This is a genomic window from Azospirillum sp. UENF 211521 (genome assembly GCF_058780535.1).
Window position 1 is genome coordinate 579,907 of sequence record NZ_JBSNCF010000003.1, and the last position, 17,499, is coordinate 597,405.

At 67.4% G+C, this 17,499-nt stretch carries 15 protein-coding genes; 5 read left to right on the forward strand and 10 right to left on the reverse strand.

From position 1 onward, the window contains the following. Window positions 1-3: 3 nt before the first annotated feature. Window positions 4-2,010: a cytochrome o ubiquinol oxidase subunit I gene (gene cyoB, locus ACWPN5_RS27420; protein ID WP_200476565.1), complete on the reverse strand. Its 2,007-nt coding sequence runs from the start codon at window positions 2,008-2,010 to the stop codon at window positions 4-6. A 13-nt stretch (window positions 2,011-2,023) separates the two neighbouring features. After that, a complete protein-coding gene (gene cyoA / locus ACWPN5_RS27425; protein ID WP_492298538.1) occupies window positions 2,024-3,199 on the reverse strand; it encodes a ubiquinol oxidase subunit II in 1,176 nt (391 codons plus the stop codon). Between the two features lie 210 nt (window positions 3,200-3,409). Here cyoA and ACWPN5_RS27430 point away from each other — a divergent pair, with 210 nt between their 5' ends. Continuing rightward, window positions 3,410-4,717, forward strand: coding sequence for an MFS transporter (locus ACWPN5_RS27430; RefSeq protein ID WP_145681965.1), 1,308 nt, complete (start codon window positions 3,410-3,412; stop codon window positions 4,715-4,717). A 525-nt stretch (window positions 4,718-5,242) separates the two neighbouring features. Continuing rightward, complete coding sequence (locus ACWPN5_RS27435) at window positions 5,243-5,416, forward strand: hypothetical protein (protein WP_186466006.1); 174 nt, start codon at window positions 5,243-5,245, stop codon at window positions 5,414-5,416. 25 nt (window positions 5,417-5,441) lie between these two features. On the opposite strand, the gene ACWPN5_RS27440 is transcribed toward ACWPN5_RS27435, so the two are convergent. From ACWPN5_RS27440 to ACWPN5_RS27465, 6 genes are all read right to left on the reverse strand, one after another. Then, on the reverse strand, window positions 5,442-6,335 hold the full coding sequence (locus tag ACWPN5_RS27440) for an NAD(P)H-hydrate dehydratase (protein ID WP_145682153.1): 894 nt from the start codon (window positions 6,333-6,335) through the stop codon (window positions 5,442-5,444). A gap of 39 nt (window positions 6,336-6,374) precedes the next feature. Then, window positions 6,375-7,139 carry a histidine phosphatase family protein gene (locus tag ACWPN5_RS27445; protein ID WP_492298540.1) on the reverse strand — a complete coding sequence of 255 codons (765 nt, stop codon included), beginning with the start codon at window positions 7,137-7,139 and terminating at the stop codon, window positions 6,375-6,377. Between the two features lie 83 nt (window positions 7,140-7,222). Beyond that, complete coding sequence (locus ACWPN5_RS27450) at window positions 7,223-7,612, reverse strand: hypothetical protein (RefSeq protein WP_200476567.1); 390 nt, start codon at window positions 7,610-7,612, stop codon at window positions 7,223-7,225. A gap of 84 nt (window positions 7,613-7,696) precedes the next feature. Continuing rightward, window positions 7,697-9,337, reverse strand: a complete 1,641-nt coding sequence (locus ACWPN5_RS27455) for a sensor domain-containing protein (RefSeq protein ID WP_492298542.1) — start codon at window positions 9,335-9,337, stop codon at window positions 7,697-7,699. A 199-nt stretch (window positions 9,338-9,536) separates the two neighbouring features. Next, a complete protein-coding gene (locus ACWPN5_RS27460) occupies window positions 9,537-11,525 on the reverse strand; it encodes a BCCT family transporter (RefSeq protein WP_492298544.1) in 1,989 nt (662 codons plus the stop codon). A gap of 131 nt (window positions 11,526-11,656) precedes the next feature. Continuing rightward, window positions 11,657-11,896 (reverse strand): hypothetical protein, encoded by a 240-nt coding sequence (locus tag ACWPN5_RS27465; RefSeq protein ID WP_145681970.1) that lies wholly within the window; start codon window positions 11,894-11,896, stop codon window positions 11,657-11,659. 107 nt (window positions 11,897-12,003) lie between these two features. On the opposite strand from ACWPN5_RS27465, the gene ACWPN5_RS27470 reads away from it, so the two are divergent. Continuing rightward, the gene (locus tag ACWPN5_RS27470) at window positions 12,004-13,641 is read left to right on the forward strand and encodes a lysylphosphatidylglycerol synthase domain-containing protein (RefSeq protein ID WP_200476570.1); all 1,638 of its coding nucleotides are present in this window, start codon (window positions 12,004-12,006) and stop codon (window positions 13,639-13,641) included. Here the strand turns inward: ACWPN5_RS27470 and ACWPN5_RS27475 are convergent. After that, window positions 13,616-15,070 (reverse strand): TrkH family potassium uptake protein, encoded by a 1,455-nt coding sequence (locus tag ACWPN5_RS27475; RefSeq protein ID WP_145681972.1) that lies wholly within the window; start codon window positions 15,068-15,070, stop codon window positions 13,616-13,618. The two genes, ACWPN5_RS27470 and ACWPN5_RS27475, sit on opposite strands and share 26 nt — an antisense overlap. A gap of 332 nt (window positions 15,071-15,402) precedes the next feature. On the opposite strand from ACWPN5_RS27475, the gene ACWPN5_RS27480 reads away from it, so the two are divergent. Together ACWPN5_RS27480 and ACWPN5_RS27485 are read left to right on the forward strand one after the other, a co-directional pair. Then, a complete protein-coding gene (locus tag ACWPN5_RS27480) occupies window positions 15,403-15,774 on the forward strand; it encodes an Rrf2 family transcriptional regulator (protein ID WP_145681973.1) in 372 nt (123 codons plus the stop codon). Window positions 15,775-16,162: 388 nt separating this feature from the next. Continuing rightward, window positions 16,163-16,669, forward strand: a complete 507-nt coding sequence (locus ACWPN5_RS27485; RefSeq protein WP_492298546.1) for a hypothetical protein — start codon at window positions 16,163-16,165, stop codon at window positions 16,667-16,669. Window positions 16,670-16,748: 79 nt separating this feature from the next. On the opposite strand, the gene ACWPN5_RS27490 is transcribed toward ACWPN5_RS27485, so the two are convergent. Continuing rightward, window positions 16,749-17,474, reverse strand: coding sequence for a SapC family protein (locus tag ACWPN5_RS27490; RefSeq protein WP_145681975.1), 726 nt, complete (start codon window positions 17,472-17,474; stop codon window positions 16,749-16,751). Window positions 17,475-17,499 lie beyond the last annotated feature (25 nt).

Here is a 17,499-nt window from a genome sequence, read left to right on the forward strand (position 1 = left end):
GCTTTACACCTGCCCGGAGAGGAGTCGGGTCCGCTCGTTCTCGGTCCGCACCACCACGTCCGCTGGGATGTGGAAGTCGCGGTGATAGTTGAAGGTGTGGTGGATGGCGGCCGCCAGCAGGGCGACGAAGCTCACCGCCGCCAGCCACCAGATGTACCAGACCAGGGCGAAGCCGAGGACCACGCTGATCCCGGCCAGGATCACGCCGGTGCCGCTGTTGCTGGGCATGTGGATCGCCTTGTAGCCACCCAGCGGACGCTTGTAGCCGCGCTTCTTCATGTCCCACCACGCGTCGTTGTCGTGGATCATCGGGGTGAAGGCGAAGTTGTAGTCCGGCGGCGGCGAGGAGGTCGCCCATTCCAGGGTGCGGCCGTCCCACGGATCGCCCGTGCGGTCGACCAACTCACGGCGCTTCCAGACGCTGACGGCGATCTGGAGGAGGAAGGCACCGATGCCCGCGGCGATCAGAACGGCGCCGACGGCGGCGATCTGGAACCAGATCTGCAGCGACGGGTCCTCGAACACGCGCAGGCGGCGGGTGACGCCCATCAGGCCCAGGACGTAGAGGGGCATGAAGGCGACCCAGAAGCCGATCACCCAGCACCAGAAGGACACCTTGCCCCAGAAGGGATCGAGGCGGAAGCCGAAGGCCTTGGGCCACCAGTAGTAGATGCCGGCGAACAGGCCGAACAGCACGCCGCCGATGATGACGTTGTGGAAGTGGGCGATCAGGAACAGGCTGTTGTGCAGGACGAAGTCCGCCGGCGGAACGGCCAGCAGCACGCCCGTCATGCCGCCGACCACGAAGGTCAGCATGAAGGCGACGGTCCACATCATCGGCAGCTCGAACCGGATGCGGCCGCGGTACATGGTGAACAGCCAGTTGAAGATCTTCGCACCCGTCGGGATCGAGATGATCATCGTCGTGATGCCGAAGAACGAGTTCACGCTGGCGCCCGACCCCATGGTGAAGAAGTGGTGCAGCCACACCAGGTAGGACAGGATCGTGATGACCACCGTCGCGTAGACCATGGAGGTGTAGCCGAACAGCTTCTTGCCCGAGAAGGTCGAGGTGACTTCGGAGAAGATGCCGAAGACCGGCAGGATCAGGATGTAGACTTCCGGGTGGCCCCAGATCCAGATCAGGTTCACGTACATCATCGGGCTGCCGCCGAGATCGTTCGTGAAGAAGTTCGTGCCGACGTAGCGATCCAGCGACAGCAGGACCAGCGTGGCGGTCAGGATCGGGAAGGAGGCGACGATCAGCACGTTGGTGCAGAGCGACGTCCAGGTGAAGACCGGCATCTTCATCATGGTCATGCCGGGGGCGCGCATCTTGACGATCGTGCAGATCAGGTTGATGCCGGACAATGTTGTTCCGACGCCGGCGATCTGCAACGCCCAGATGTAATAGTCGACGCCCGTCTCAGGGCTGTAAGCAATGTTGGACAGCGGCGGATAGGCCAGCCAGCCGGTGCGCGCGAACTCGCCGACGAACAGCGAGGCCATGATCAGCACCGCGCCCCCCACCGTCATCCAGAAGCTGAAATTGTTCAGGAACGGGAAGGACACGTCGCGGGCGCCGATCTGCAGCGGCACCACGTAGTTCATCAGGCCCGTGACGAAGGGCATCGCCACGAAGAAGATCATGATGACGCCGTGAGCGGTGAAGATCTGGTCGTAGTGGTGGGCGTTGAGGTAGCCCTCGCTGCCGCCGAAGGCCATGGCCTGCTGGAGGCGCATCATGATGGCGTCGGCGAAGCCGCGCAGCAGCATGACCAGGCCCAGCACCATGTACATGATGCCGATTCGCTTGTGGTCGACGGTGGTGAACCACTCCTTCCAGAGATAGCCCCACAACCGGAAATAGCTCAGCGCCGCGACGAGCGCGAGGCCGCCCAGCACGACCGCGACGAAGGTCGCGACCACGATGGGCTCGTGATAGGGGAAGGACTCCAGGGTCAGACGCCCGAAGAGCGGGTGGGTTGCGACGGTCGATGTGTCTAGCATGGCGGTGGGCCGCTCAAGGATTGGCCGTCAGCCGCGGCCCGAACGCAGGGGCGGGCGCGGAGATCGGCGTGATGGAGGAGCGCGGCAGACCCGCGCCGGAAATCGGGAACTCGTCGGCGGGAGCGTTCAGCACGCCCAGCGACGACTCGACGGCGCGGCCGGTCAGTTCCTCGGTCGAGCAGATGCCCGCCACATAGACCGGCGCTGGGCCGAGAACGGCGGTGCCGCGGCGGGACAGCTTGTCGTGCATCAGCGGCATCACGTTGTCGATGCCGGCCAGCCCGAGGCCGCCCTTGGCGTCGATGGCCATCATGTCGTGCATGCACATCTTGCCCGGCTCGACGCACATCCCGACGATGGCCTTGAACAGGCCCGAGTCGACGGCGCCGTAGCGGCGCACCGGCTCGTTCTCGCTGGGACGCTCGAGCTGGAGGTAGCCGTCGCGGTCGAGCTTGCCGCCGCCCGCCTTGATGTCCGCCACCCACTTGTCGAAGCCGTCGGCGGCCAGACCGTGGAAGGTGAAGCGCATGTGCGAGAAGCCGGCGCCGCTGTAGTTGGCGGAGAAGCCCTTGTAGCTGCCCGGCTCGTTGATGACGGCGTGCAGCTTCGTCTCCATGCCGGCCATGGCGTAGATCTGCCCGGCCAGCGCCGGGATGTAGAAGGAGTTCATCACCGTCGAGGAGGTGATGTTGAAGCGGATCGGCCGGTCCACCGGGGCGGCCACCTCGTTCACCGTGGCGATGCCGTATTCCGGGTAGATGAACAGCCACTTCCAGTCGAGCGCCACGACGTTGACGTCGAGCATCTTGGTGTCGGCCGGGACCGGGCGCCCGGCGGCGATGCGGTCGAGCGGGCGGTAGGGGTCGAGCAGGTGGGTCGCCATCCAGGTGAGGGCGCCCAGGCAGATGATGATGAGCAGCGGGGCCGCCCAGATCACCAGCTCGAGCTGCGTCGAATGGTCCCAATCCGGGTCGTACTGGGCCGTGCTATTCGACTGGCGGTAGCGCCACGCGAACAGCACCGTCAGCACCATCACCGGAATGATGATGAGAAGCATCAGGAGGGTGGAAATGGTGATGAGGTTCGCCTGTTGGCTCGCCACGTCGCCGGACGGGCTCATCACCACAAGGTTGCAGCCGCTCAAAACCGCCATCAGCGGCAGGAGGGCCAAGGCGCGGAAACGGGTCAAGGCAGGACCTGTCAGCAGGGGTTCGCTTTGGATTTGGGCGAAGAGCTAACCCCCACGGGCCCGGTAGGACATTGGACAATTTGTCCAATGCGCCGCGATTCCACGCCGCCATTGACGCACATCAAAGCAATGCGCCCATGGGCGTGGCAGAATGCCGTTGCGGTGCCTATTTAATTCCCTCTGACGCAATTGCCAGACGGTGGGGGGACCATGGGATCATCGACCACGGCGACCGAACGGGACGCAAGACTGGTCAATGCCCGCGACCACAGGGTGAATCCCGGTGAAATCGCGATTGGCGTCATCATCGGACGGACGTCCGAATTCTTCGATTTTTTCGTTTATGCCATCGCTTCGGTGATCGTCTTCCCGAAGCTGGTCTTTCCCTATCTTGACCCGCTGACCGGAACGCTGTGGTCCTTCGCGATTTTCGCGCTGGCCTTCGTCGCCCGCCCGGTGGGCAGCATGCTGTTCATGGCCATCGACCGTGCCCACGGGCGTGGCGCCAAGCTCACCCTCTCCCTGTTCCTGCTGGGCACCTCGACGGTCGCCATCGCCTTTCTGCCGAGCTACGAGCAGATCGGTGCTGCGGCGATCTGGCTGCTGGCGGCGGCCCGCATCGGCCAGGGGCTCGCGCTGGGCGGCGCCTGGGACGGCCTCGCCTCGCTGCTGGCGCTGAACGCGCCGGAGAACCGCCGCGGCTGGTATGCGATGATTCCGCAGCTCGGCGCCCCCATCGGGCTGATCGTGGCGAGCGCTCTCTTCGCCTATTTCGCCGGCAACCTGTCGGCCGAGGATTTCTTCAGCTGGGGCTGGCGCTATCCGTTCTTCGTGGCCTTCGCCATCAACGTCGTGGCGCTGTTCGCGCGGCTGCGCATCGTGGTGACGCCGGAATACACCCACCTGTTCGAAAGCCGCGAGCTTCAGCCGGTCCCGGTGACCGAAATGCTGCGCAACGAGGGCATGCGCGTCGTGCTGGGCGCCTTCGCCCCGCTGGCCAGCTTCGCGCTGTTCCACATGGTCACCGTCTTCCCGCTGTCCTGGATCTTCCTCTACACGCAGGACACGCCGGCGGACTTCCTGCTGATCGAGGTGGTCGGGGCCTTCTTCGGCCTGGGGGCCATCATCGCCTCCGGCTGGATCGCCGACCGCATCGGCCGCCGCACCCTGCTGGGAAGCTGCGCCGCCGCCATCGCGGTGTTCAGCGGCGTGGCGCCCCTGCTGCTGAACGGCGGGCCGCTGGGCGAACTGGTCTTCATGATCGTCGGCTTCGTGATCCTGGGCCTGTCCTTCGGCCAGTCGTCGGGCGTGGTCGCGTCGGGCTTTACCCAGCGCTACCGCTACACTGGTGCGGCGATCACGTCGGACCTCGCCTGGCTGTTCGGGGCGGGCTTCGCGCCGCTGGTCGCGCTGGTGTTGTCCGCCAACTACGGCCTGTTCTCGGCCGGCGCCTACCTGCTGTCGGGCGCGGTCTGCACGTTGCTGGCCCTGTGGCTCAACAAGACGCTGGCCAAGTGACCTGAGCAGGCGTCGGGAACCGGACCGGCCTTGTCCTTGCGGGATGCGGCCGGTCCGGTTCCATCTTTTCATGCAGAAGGCGCAGGACGACGACAGCCGGCGCTTCGCAGCGCTCATGATGCGGCCGGTAATCGCCGGTCAATCGTCAATGTCGTTCAGGATGGCGGCAATGGGGCGGTCTTCCAGGCGGCCGTTTTTGCAGTCGTCGACGCCCATCAGGATGGCGCGCCGAAGCTTCCCCAGCTTTTCACGCTCGACCGCCTTTTCCCCGATGAAGCCGACGAAGCGCCTCGGGCGGGCCGCTGTTCATGCTTTGCATCGACCACGTCCTTCTTCCGAAGGACATCTCGGGACGATTGGCAATCTTTGTCAAGACGCCAGGAACTTTCCGAAATTGCTCACTCGAACGCGCTTCGCTACCCGGCGGCGGTACGCCGGAATCCCGCACAGCGGCTACCCCCGACTTTAATCGTCGTTAAGAGATCGGCGTGCATCCTGCCCTTACACACAGATCGGCAGGTCATCATGTCCCAGTACAATCCCGCTGTCGGCACCACCGAGACCGTTTCCTTCCCGCTCCCCCTCTCCGCTCCGGCCCCGGCCAAGAAGCTGCGCGGCCTGCCGCTGGTCGCCCTGTGGGGCGGGCTGATCGCCGCTCCCTGGGTCGTCCTCTATCAGGCCGCCAAACTGGTGTTCTGAGACTGGCGTTTCGAGGCCGGCGGTCTCAGGCCGACAGTTCGGCCATGATCTCCGGCACCTGGGCCAGCAGCTCGCGGGCCAGGAAACCCAGCGGGCCGCGGCGGGCCAGACGGTTGCCGGCCTCGCCATGCAAATGGACTCCCCAGATCGCCGCCTGGGCCGGGTCGGCGCCCCGCGCGGCCAGCCCGGCGATGACGCCCGCCAGCGTGTCGCCCGAGCCCGAGGTGGCAAGCCCGACATTGCCGCCGTCATAGGCCCACATCCGCCCGTCCGGCGTGACGATGTGGGTGCAGGCCCCTTTCAGCACGACGATCACTTTGTGAAGGTTCGCAACGCGGCGGGCGGCGGCGGGTGGGTCGGCCTCGACCTCTTCCCGGCTGATTCCGGACAGACCGGCCATTTCGCCGGCGTGCGGCGTGATGATCGTTCGCCCGCCGCGGCGGCACAGCGCTTCGTTGGCGTTGTCCAGGCCCATCAGCGCTTCGGCGTCGATGACCAAAACGGGGCCGCCCTCCCCGTCCAGCCCGGCGATCAGCGCGCCGGTCAGGTCGGCGACCGCCCGCTTGTCCATCATGCCGGGACCGACCAGCACCGCGGTGCAGCGGGCCGCCCGCTCGCACAGCGTGTCGACGCAGTCGGGGGCGATGCCGCCCTCCGCTGTCTCCCGCAGGCCGAGCACCAGCGCCTCCGGCACGGCAAGCCCGAGATGCGGGGCCACGCTGCGGCAGGTCGCCATCTGCAGCTTGCCCGCCCCGGCGCGCAGCGCCGCCGTCCCGGCCAGCAGCACGGCGCCCGGCACCTCGACGCTGCCGCCGATGACCAGCACCCGGCCCCGCCCGTCCTTGTCGGCACCATCGCCGGGATGAGGCAGCGGCATGGACCGCAGCAAGTCGCGGGTGACCGGGATCGAGTCGTTCATCGGAGAATCGTTCATCGGACGGCGCTCATCGGAAAACACTCATCGGACAGCCGCGTTGGCGTCGGGCTCGGCGGTCAACGGCGCTCCGGCCACCTCCAGCGGGGCGACGAAGTTGTAGCGGCGAAGCTGCATCCGCCCGCTGTGCCCCTGGTCGGGATCAAAGGCGTATTCGGTGACCCCGCAATTCGCCACGTCGCCCTCGCGGTCGATGGCGAGGATCTGCTCCTCCGTCATGCCTTCCAGCAGGTAGCGCAGGCACAGCACGACGACTTGGTGGCTGACCACCAGCACGCGCTGCCCACCATGGTGCAGGCTGATGGTGTCGAGCGCGCTGCGCAGCCGCAGGATCACGTCGCACCAACTCTCCCCGGCCGGCGGGCGGAAGTAGAATTTGCCGAGGATGCGGCGGAACTCCGCCTGCTCGGGATGCTCCTGCGCGATGCCCAGCGCGGTCAGCCGGTCGAGGATGCCGAACTCCTTCTCGCGCAGCCGCTCGTCCACCACGAACTCCGCGGGTTCGACCGGCAGGCCGCCCCCGGCGTGGATGATCTCCGCCGTCCTCCTGGCCCGCAGATAGGGAGAGGTCAGCACCACGTCGGGCCGCTCGCCCGCCGGCAGCGCGGCGAACCAGCGCGCCAGCGCCTCGGACTGCTGCTCCCCCTGGCGACTGAGCGGCACGTCGACGTCGCGCTCGGCGATGTCGATCCGCCCCACCCCGGCGGCATAGGCGGCGTCGCGCGCGACGTTGCCGGCGCTTTCCCCGTGACGGACGATCCACAACCTCTGCGGCCAGCGCTGCTGCATGGTGAACGACCCCTTCCCGCCTCAACCAAGGCTTTCAACGGGAAAATGGCCGTTCCGTCACGCAGCAGTCCGTCTTTCCGCCATCAGGCCGTCCGGCGCTCGAAGATGCGTTCGGCGGTGGACTTGCCGGGGCGCCAGGGCACGATGCTGATGGGAGCCGCCGGGTCGAGGCTGCCGTTCGCCCGCAGACAGTCGATGGCGGCCAGCGGCTCGTCCCCATGGGGCAGGCCGGGCTGTTCGAGCAGATACCGGCGTTGGTTGTCGGTCACAGCCCAACCCGGCGGACGGCCGAGCGGGCTGGTGGCGACCACGCCGATCGGTTCGGAGACGAGCCACGCCTCGTCCGTGACGCTCCAGCCGACGAGGCGGCGTTCGCCGGGACCCGTCCCGGCACCGCCCATACCGGCACCGATATCGAGCCAGGCCCATTGGCGCAGGCGGGTGGTGCGGTCACCATCGACGCAGACGAACATGATCCCATCCTCTCCCGTCAAGAACCGGTCAGGCGGGTATTGTTCTTCTTTTGTTCCGACTCCGCAAGCGGATTCCGCACCCGGTCAGTCCGGATTCTTGCGGAGAATATCCTTGTAAAAGACATGGGTGCCGCGGCCCGCCTGCTTGGCCCGGTACATCGCGCCATCCGCCGCCACCAGCAGGCTGCGGGCGTCCGACCCGTCGGACGGGGACAAGGCGATGCCGACGCTGGCGCCGATCACGGCGGTCATCCCCTGCACCGGGATGGGCAGCGCCACCGCCTCGACGATTTTTGCCGCCACGCCACCGGCGTCCGCGGCGGAGGTTACATCCTCCAGCACGATGGTGAACTCGTCGCCGCCGACACGGGCCACCGTGTCGCTGCGGCGCAGGCATCCGGCGATTCGCGCCGCGGCGATGCGCAGCACCTCGTCCCCGCAATCGTGCCCCATGCGGTCATTGACCGCCTTGAAGCCGTCGAGGTCGATGAACAGCAGGGCCAAGGGGCGCCCCGACCGCCGCGACCGGGCCAACGCCACGTCCAGCCGGTCGAAGAGAAGCCGACGGTTGGGCAGCCCGGTCAGGGCGTCGTGGTTGGCGAGGTGGTCCTTCTCCGCCTCGCTCCGCCGCAGATCCTCCTCGGCGGCCTTGCGCAACGTGATATCCCGCCCGACGCCGACCAGCCCGAGAAGCTCGTTGCCGGCGTCGCGAATCGGCGCCTTCAGGATTTCCACCCAAATCCGCCCACCGTCGGGCAGCGGAATGCTCTCCTCGTTGCGCCGCGGCTGACCCTTGGCATAGACCGAGGCATCGCCCGCGCGGATGCCGTCGGCCATCTCGTCAGGCCATATCTCGTGGCTGTCCAGCCCGATCAGCTGCTCCAGAGGGCGCCCGGTCCAGGAGGCGAAGGCGCGGTTGGCCTTGCGCAGCACGCCGTCGCGGTCCTTGAAAAAGACGGCGTCGGGGATGGTGTCGATGATCCCTTGCAACAGGGCGTGCTGCCGCAGAAGCTGCTTCTCCGTCTGCCGCCGCTCGGTGATGTCGCGGGCGATGCCGACGACGCCGAGCATTTTGCCGCTGCGGTCGAGGCAGACGGCCTTGGCGGTCTCCATCAGCACGCGGCGGCCGTCCGGGTGGACGAACCACTCCTCGCTGCGCGAGAATCCCTTCTGCATGGCGATCTGGTCGGTCCGCCGCCGCCGCACCGCCGTTTCCGCATCGAACAGCCGGTGGTCGGTCAGCCCCAGCGGCGGTCGCCCCGCATAGTCGAGCATCGCCCGGTTGACCTTGAGATAGGTGCCGTTCACGTCCTTGAAGAAGACGATGTCCGGCATTGAGTTGATCAGGCTTTGCAGCATGGCGCGCTCGCGGTCGAGCGCCTCGGTGTCGGTCCGGCCGTGGTCCGGATCGGCCAGGGGAGCGGCGAGCTGCGCCTCGTGCAGGATGCCCAGGCGCCCGTCCGGCAACGCCATGCCGCTGCGCCGCACCCAGGCGGCAACCGGGCGTCCCTTGGGATAGAAGGTCCAGCGGCCCGCCGCCGTCTCTCCTTCGGCCTGCGGTGCCCCCTCCGGCTGGCTGCTGAAGTCGCGGGTCTGGAAATCGGCGAGCGACGCGGCGTTCCACAGCTCCAGGGCGGCGCGGTTGCCCCAGAGCATCCGGCCGCCGTCCTGCAGCCAGACCGGCGCCCACAGCCCGTCGAGCAAGGGAAGGTCGGCAACGGTCATCGAAGCCGTCATTGGAGCCGTCATCGGGCGGCCCGTTGACGCGCACGCCTCCTCGCCGGGGGCGCCGACCCCGGACTGGTTCTGATCCGCCTGATGACCCATGGTGGTCGCCGCCGCCTCGGCACGAAGAAAGCACCGGACGGCTTTCTAGCATAATTCGAGGCAATCTTCTCCTGCTACCGCAAGAGGCCGCGCTCTTTCACCAGCCCCTCCACTTTCCATACTCCTGCACGAAGTCGCGGACGATTGCTTCCCGCCCGGCGAGCGCCGGCAACAATTGTTTGTGCAGGCCGCCGCGCAGGATCACCTCAACGCGCATCTGCCACCGCTCGTCCGCCTCTTTGAGATCGGGCAAGGCGAAGGTCAACGGGTGATAGGCCCGCGCGCGGATGTCGTAGCTGAACTCCTCCTCCCCGTCGCGCAGCACGGCCAGACCGGCGTTGAAGGGGCCGACCTCGATGACCGCCCGGCGGCCGAGCCGCTCCAGCTCCGCCGCGATGTCGCGGAAGGCGGGCTCGACCGTTTCGGTGATGAAGCGGGCGACCTCGCGCCGCGCGCTGGCGGCGCCGGGCGGGGCCGTCGCCGCGATGGCCGCCTTGCGCCCGATCACCGCGGCCAGCTGCTGACGCCAGTCGCCGTCGCCCACCGGCTGCACCGGGGCGCCGCCCTCCGACGCGGTGGGCACCCGCGCCACCCGCCGGTCCGGTCCCGCCCGGCGCTCCGCCCGCAGGCTGGTCACCAGCCCGACGCACATCAGCACCATGACCACCGCGAAGGGCAGCGCCGTCGTCACCGCCGCCGTCTGAAGCGCCTGCAACCCACCGACGAGGAGAAGCACCGCCGCCACCACGCCGCACAGCACCGCCCAGAAGATGCGCGTGGCGATGGGCGGGTCCTGGTTGCCGCCGGACCCGATGATGTCGATCACCAGGGCGCCGGAGTCGGCCGAGGTGACGAAGAAGGTGACGACGATCAGCGTCGCCAGCGCCGAGGTGATCACGCTGAGCGGCAGGCGGTCCAGCATGACGAACAGGGCCGTCGGCACGTTGTCCTTGACCGCCGCCGCCATGCCGCCGCCTTCGAACATCTCCATATGGATCGCCGTCTCGCCGAACACGGTGAACCAGACGAAGGTCAGGGCCACCGGGGCGAACAGCACGCCGCCGATGAATTCGCGGATGGTGCGGCCGCGCGACACCCGCGCGATGAACATCCCGACAAAGGGCGCCCAGGAGATCCACCAGCCCCAGTAGAACATCGTCCAGCTCGCCTGCCACTCCGCCCCGGTGTAGGGCAGCGTGCGGAAGCTGGTGTAGGGCAAGGTCCACAGATAGCGCCCGATGCTCTCCACCAGCGTGGACAGAAGGAACACCGACGGGCCGAGCAGGAAGACGAACAGCAGGAGCAGCAACCCCGCCAGCATGTTCAGCTCGCTGAGCCGGCGGATGCCCTTCCCGACGCCGCTGACCGCCGAGGCGGTGGCGATCGCCGTGATGACGGCGATCAGCACCATCTGCTGCACCGTGCCGACGCCGACCAGCCCGAGGTAATCGAGCCCGGCGTTGATCTGCATGACCCCCAGCCCCAGCGAGGTGGCAATGCCGAACAGCGTGCCGACGATCGCCACGATGTCGACCAGATGGCCCGGCCAGCCGCGCAACCGGTCGCCCAGCAACGGGTAGAGCGCCGACCGGATGGTCAGGGGCAGGTCGTGCCGGTAGGCGAAGTAGCCCAGCGACAGGCCGACGACGATGTAGATGCCCCAGGCGTGCAGCCCCCAATGCAGAAAGGCCAGATTCATCGCCTCCCGCGCCGCATCGGGGGTTCCCGCCTCGCCGACCCGCGGGTTGGCGAAATGCAGCACCGGCTCCGCCACGCCGTAGAACAGCAGGCCGATGCCCATGCCCGCGCTGAACAGCATGGCGAACCAAGTCAGGTAGCTGAATTCCGGCTCGTCGTCGTCCTTCCCGAGCTTGATCGAGCCGTAGGGGCTGAAAAACAACCAAAAGGCGAACAAGAGGAAGCCGGCGACGGACAGAATGTAGAACCAGCCGAAGTTGCCGACGATGGCGGACTGAAGAGCGGAAATCCGCTCCCCGAACGGCTCGGTGAAGACGCTGGCGAGAAGGACGAACAGGAGAATCAGCCCCCCTGCGGTGAAGGAGACGGTTTTGTTGATCCCGTGCATGGTTTTTCTCCGGGTCCGGGCAGCGCACCCGAATCCGAGGCGCGGCGTCTTGGTCCAGACAACGGATCAACCCGGCCGGAGTTTCAAAAAAAAGCCGCGCTCATGCTTCCGGCGGACGGAGCGGCGCCCCGCTATTGCCGAAGGGCGCTGGCTTTGCGCTCCGACCGCGAGCGCCGCCGCAGGATCAGCGCGTACCAGACCAGCAGGACCGTGGTGAGCAGCGACAGGGTGAAGGACACGCCGTCCGGGCGCAGATCATAGCCCGTGGCGCCACCGAACAGCGTCACCGAGCTGTCCCAGAGATAGGCGAGCAGCAGGATCAGCGTGTTGGTCCCCGACAGGCCGGTGGCGAGATAAAGCACAAGATGCATCCGTTGCCTCCCGAAGAGCCCGGCCCGGCCATGCGCTTTTTCGGTGCGCGGTGTTGTTCTTGTCCGAAGCCCCGTCATCCTAGGCGCCCGGAGCGATCCTGTCAGCCATGGCCCACACCGAAAGCCCTCCGACCCGGACCCAGCGGTTCCTGCGCTACGGCACGGGGGTGCTGATCCTGGCCCTGCTGGCCGGGGCCCTGGTCATCCTGAACCGCTGGCTGGAACAGTACAGCGTCGCCGACATCCGGCAGGCGCTGAACCGCATCACGGGCGTGCAGCTTCTTGCCGCCTCGGCGGCGGCGGCGGTCAGCTACTGGCTGCTGACGCTCTACGACCTGCTGGCCCTGCGCCACCTGCGGCGGCCCCTGCCCTACCGCTGGGTGGCCTTCACCGCCTTCACCAGCTACGCCTTCAGCCACAGCCTGGGCTTCGCCAGCATCATCGGGGCGACCGTGCGCTACCGCCTCTACGCGCCGCACGGGCTGGGCGGGGTGGAAGTGGCCCAGGTGACGCTGTTCGTCGTCACCACCTTCATGCTCGGGCTGGCGACGGTGATGCCGGTGGTCATGCTGATCGACCCCACGGCGCTGAAGGCGCTGCATGTCCCGCCGGGAAGCGCCGTTCTGCTGGGGCTGGCGGCGCTGGCGATCCTGTCGGCCTATGCGGTGGGCGGATTCTGGTTGCGCCGGCCGCTGCGGCTGTTCGGGCACGCCATCGCCTTCCCCCGCCCGTCCATCGCGATTCGGCAGCTTCTGCTGGGGCTGTGCGACCTGTCGCTGGCCGCGCTGGTCCTCTATCTCTGCCTGCCGCCGAGTGACGCGGTGAGCTACGCCGACGTGCTGGTCGCCTTCGGGCTGGCGCTGGTCGCCGGCATCATCAGCCATGTGCCGGGCGGGCTGGGGGTGTTCGACGCCATCGTCCTGGTCAGCCTGACCCCGGCGATGCCGGGCAACGACGTGATGGCGGGGCTGCTGGTCTTCCGGCTGATCTATTATCTGGCGCCGCTGGTGATCGCCGGGCTGATGTTCGGCGGGGTGGAGGCCTTCCAGGCCCGGCGCCGCATCGGCGGCCTGTCGCGGGACATCTCTGCCGCCATCAGCCCAGCGGTGCCGCTGGTGCTGGCCGCCTGCATCTTCATCACCGGGGCCTTCCTGCTGTTCTCCCGCGCCACGCCGGAGGAGACGCTGCCCGCCCCCTTCGACGCCACGGCGCTGCCGCTGGTGGAGATGTCGCACTTCACCGGCAGCGTCGCCGGGGTGCTGCTGATCCTGCTGGCCCACGCGGTGCAGCGGCGGCTGCACGCCGCCTGGGTTCTGTCGCTGGTGCTGCTGGCGACCGGCTGCGCCTCGGCCCTGCTGAAGGGCGGCGACTGGCCGGAGGCCATCGTGCCCGGGCTGATCTTCCTGGCCCTGCTGCCGGCCCGCAAGGAGTTCCACCGCCGCGGCAACATCCTGCGCAACCCCCTGACGCCGAGCTGGTTCATCGCGACCGGCGTGGCGCTGGCCAGCGCCTTCTGGCTCGGCCTGTTCTCCTACAAGCACATCGCCTTCAGCGACGAGCTGTGGTGGCACTTCACGCTGCACGGCGACGCCTCCCGCTTCCTGCGGGCGTCGGTGGCGGTGGGCGTGATCGCGCTCGGCGCCGCCCTGGTCCATCTGGTGTCGGCGGCCAGCCGCGACCCGCGGGAACAGGAACGGGAGGAGAAGCCCCCCGGCCCCCTCACCGCCGCCAGAAGGACGGACTGAGCACGACCAGGATGGTGAAGAACTCCAGCCGCCCCAGCAGCATGCCGGCGGCCAGCGCCCATTTCGCGCCGTCCGGCAATGTGGCGAAATTCCCGGATGGTCCGATGGTCGGGCCGAGGCCGGGGCCGACGTTGCTGACCGCCGTCGCCGCCCCCGACAGCGCGGACACCACGTCCACCCCGAGGAAGGCCAGGACGAAGGCCAGCACGAACACCGACATCAGGTAGACGAAGCCGAAACCCATCACCGAGATCATCACGTCGGCACTGACCGGCTTGCCGTTGTAGTTGAGCGGAATCACCAGATTGGGGCTGTAGAGGCGGCGCTGCAGCGCGCGCAGCACAATGAACAGGATCTCGAACCGGAAGATCTTCAGCCCGCCCGAGGTCGATCCGGTGCAGCCGCCGACGAAGGTCAGGATGAAGAAGACCACCGACGCCAACGGCCCCCACCGCTCGTAGTCGATGGAGGCGTAGCCGGTGGTGGTGACCACCGAGACGACGTTGAAGGTGGTCACACGGATGGCGTCATCCCACGGCACATCCCGCGTCAGAGTCAGCCAGATCGACATGCCGAAGGAGACCGCCGCGAGGAAGCCGAGGTACCAGCGGATCTGCGTGTCCGCCCAGAAGCTGGCCGCCCGCCCCTGGGCAAGGCTGATGAAGCGGACGAAGGGCATGCCGCCCAGCACCATGAAGACCACCAGCACCCACTCGATCGCCGGGCTGTTCCAGCTGGCGATGGACGCGTCGCGGGTGGAGAAGCCGCCGGTGGACACCGCGGTCATCGCGTGGTTGACGGCGTCGAACCAGGACATCCCGGCGTAGGCGAGCATCGCCGTGCAGACCGCGGTCAGGCACAGGTAGATCCAGCCCACCGCGATGGCGAGGTCGCTGGCCCGCGGGGTCACCTTGTCCGACCGGTCGGAGGATTCCGAGCGGAAGAGCTGCATGCCACCGACCTGGAGGAAGGGCAGGATGGCGATGGCCATGCCGATGATGCCGATGCCGCCCAGCCATTGCAGCAGCGACCGCCACAGCAGCAGCCCCGGCGCCAGACCGTCCAGCCCGGAGATCACTGTGGCCCCGGTGGCGGTCAGCGACGACATCGCCTCGAAATAGGCGTCGGCCGCCGTCAGATCGATCTGGGACACCATGAAGGGCACGGCGGCGAAGGCGCAGATGACCACCCAGGACAGGGCGGTCAGCAAAAAAGCCTGGCGAACGTTCAGCGCGATCCGATCCATGCGGTTGGCCAGCATGAACTGGACGCCGAAGAACAACGTCAGGGCGCAGGCGATGGCGAAGACCATCCAGTCCGGATTGCCAGCCGCCAGATCGACGGACATCGGAAGCAGCATCGCGACGGCCAGGACGCTGAGAAGCGCGCCGATGATGAAGAAGACGGGGCGGGTGTCGAAACCAGTCATGCACGAGCCATAGCCGATCGGAATTGCGGCCTAAACTGTCATGATTGCGCCGGCTCGGCATTCCCGAACCGATCCGCGCGGCGATTTTTCCTTCGGGTTACCCCAATGGGCCGGATTGCGCCCGGCCACGCCGGCCAATTCACCCAGTGAGCACGGAAATACTCCGAAAGATGTCTGGAATCGGGCCGGATGCGCCCCCGCAAAGAGGGGCGCGGGGCTGGACGGCGGCGGACATCCTGTGCACACTCCGCCCAGACGTACGGCTCAAATCGTCGAGCCTTCCCGGATGATCGGGACCCGCGGGGAACTGGAACAGACAATGGACTGGCGGCGTGCTTTCGGACGATGCCCTTATCTTTCTTCAGCATTCGATCAAGACGGTGTGGACTCTGGAGATCCTTCTGATTTTGCGGCGTGATCCAAACCGGACATGGAGTTCGGAGGAAATCATTCGCGAATCGCGCAGCAGCACGCTCATCCTCCAGGAAGTCTTGGCGAATCTTCATCAGGCTGGTTTGATCGACGCGGAGGGTGACCATCCCATCCGCTACCGCAGCGCGACACCGGCCCTGGAGCGCTTGGTTGGGGAGATCGCCTCCGCACAGGCCCGACGCCCGGCGGCGGTCACGAAGGCACTGCTCTCCGTGTCGTCGGACAAGGTCCAGACCTTCGCCGACGCGTTCCGTGTCGGAAAAAGGACATGAGGGGTCGATCATAATTCACCCCGGAGTCGGGTCGGATTTTGCTAAACTCCCGTTCGAATCAACGGCAATTGCCCCGTCGCCGTTTCCTGAAGCGGGCGGACCGCCGCGATTGCTTTGAGCCGCCGACCGAATGGCTTCGATGTCCTGTGGAGTTTCCATTATGCCGTTTCACCGACCGGCCTTTGGGCGACCGGCCCTGGGGCTGTCCCTCGCCGCCCTTGCCCTGGCCGGAATTCTGACGGGCGCGGCCCAGGCCGCAACCACGGATCGCAACCCCGCTCCCGCGGCCCAAACCGCTCCAGCCACCGGGCCTGCCACAGGGCCTGCCGGCGCGGCCGAGACGGCCCCCGCCGCGAAGGTCACAGGCTTCCGCTCCGCGCGCTTCGGCATGACGGGGGACGAGGTCGCGAAGGCCATCGCCAAGGATTTCAAGATCGAGGGCAAGGACATCCGCCGCGAGACCAACGCGACGGAGCGGACCACCAGCCTGATCGTGAAGGTTGACGACCTGCAAACCGGCGCCGGCCCGGCGGTCGTCGCCTACATCCTCGGCCATTCGACGCAGAAGCTGTTCCAAGTCAATATCATGTGGGGCGGCGCGGTGAATCCGAAGGTCGATCCCAACGCCCTGGTCGGCGCGGCCAACGCGCTGCGCAACTATTTCGTGGCGCAGGGCTACCGGCAGGAGGGCATGCTGCTCAACGCGCCGGTCGGCGACGGATCGCAGGTGGTGGTCTTCCGCGGCACCGACAGCCAGGGGCGCATGAGTCTGCTGACCCTCGCGGTCCCGCCGAAGCCGTCGGACGATACCCCGGCCCTGCCGCCGTCGCTCCAGCTCTCCTACATCGAGAAGCCGAACGAGCCGGACGTCTTCAAGATCGAAAAGGGCTTCTGATCGCCGGCCCTCCGCCGGTCCGCAACGAAAAAGGGCGGCGCCACCGTGGCGCCGCCCTTTCCGTTTCCGGCGGACCGGATCAGCCGCGGTGGGCGAGGCGGTCGACCAGACCCGACCAGCTGCTGACCGAGATCAGGTGGGCGTAGACCAGCCCCAGCCAGCCGCGGTCGCGCCACTCCACCAGCGTCTCGGCGGGAAGCTGGTTGAAGGCCGCCTCGTCGATCACGTTGAAGCCGGCGAGGCTCAGCCGCTCGCCGTTGTTCAGGGTGATGTCGGCGCGCTTCTCCGACATCAGGCCGGCGGCGACCACCGCCTCGACAAACTGCGTGGTGTAGGCGCTCTGCGCCTGGACTTCCTTGACGAACTCCAAGGCGTTGTTGGTCAGGGCGGACGGCTGCCCATCGACGAAGAAGGGGTTGTCACGGCCGGGGACGACGGAATCCGCCGCCTCGTCGATGCACAGGGTGAGCTGGGACTTGTCCTCGCTCTCCAGGAAAATGAACGGATAGCGGCGGACATAGGCGGGAATGTAAGCCCCCTCGTCCCACACGCCGTTCGCGTCGACGAACAGATTCTCCCCGCTGCGCAGGCCGAGCAGCGCCACCGGCTGGGCCGTCGGGCCCTCCGAGAACAGAATGGGGAAATGCTTGCAGGCCGCGGGGAACTCCGCCGCCATCAGCGGCACCGAGTTGGTGGCGGTCGCGAAGGCGAAGTTCGGCTCGGTCCGCAGCGACAGATCGGCGTCACGGGCGGCCACCAGCGGGCGGGGGTTCTTGTAGAACAGGGGCAGGGTCGGGTTGGTCATCGTTCGCTATCCAAAGGGTAAGGCC

Coding starts and splice junctions, on each gene's coding strand:
- cyoB (WP_200476565.1), bottom strand. CDS start 2,010: ATGCTAGACACATCGACCGTCGCAACCCACCCGCTCTTCGGGCGTCTG.
- ACWPN5_RS27430 (WP_145681965.1), top strand. CDS start 3,410: ATGGGATCATCGACCACGGCGACCGAACGGGACGCAAGACTGGTCAAT.
- ACWPN5_RS27435 (WP_186466006.1), top strand. CDS start 5,243: ATGTCCCAGTACAATCCCGCTGTCGGCACCACCGAGACCGTTTCCTTC.
- ACWPN5_RS27440 (WP_145682153.1), bottom strand. CDS start 6,335: ATGAACGACTCGATCCCGGTCACCCGCGACTTGCTGCGGTCCATGCCG.
- ACWPN5_RS27445 (WP_492298540.1), bottom strand. CDS start 7,139: ATGCAGCAGCGCTGGCCGCAGAGGTTGTGGATCGTCCGTCACGGGGAA.
- ACWPN5_RS27450 (WP_200476567.1), bottom strand. CDS start 7,612: ATGTTCGTCTGCGTCGATGGTGACCGCACCACCCGCCTGCGCCAATGG.
- ACWPN5_RS27455 (WP_492298542.1), bottom strand. CDS start 9,337: ATGACCGTTGCCGACCTTCCCTTGCTCGACGGGCTGTGGGCGCCGGTC.
- ACWPN5_RS27460 (WP_492298544.1), bottom strand. CDS start 11,525: ATGCACGGGATCAACAAAACCGTCTCCTTCACCGCAGGGGGGCTGATT.
- ACWPN5_RS27465 (WP_145681970.1), bottom strand. CDS start 11,896: ATGCATCTTGTGCTTTATCTCGCCACCGGCCTGTCGGGGACCAACACG.
- ACWPN5_RS27470 (WP_200476570.1), top strand. CDS start 12,004: ATGGCCCACACCGAAAGCCCTCCGACCCGGACCCAGCGGTTCCTGCGC.
- ACWPN5_RS27475 (WP_145681972.1), bottom strand. CDS start 15,070: ATGACTGGTTTCGACACCCGCCCCGTCTTCTTCATCATCGGCGCGCTT.
- ACWPN5_RS27485 (WP_492298546.1), top strand. CDS start 16,163: ATGACGGGGGACGAGGTCGCGAAGGCCATCGCCAAGGATTTCAAGATC.
- ACWPN5_RS27490 (WP_145681975.1), bottom strand. CDS start 17,474: ATGACCAACCCGACCCTGCCCCTGTTCTACAAGAACCCCCGCCCGCTG.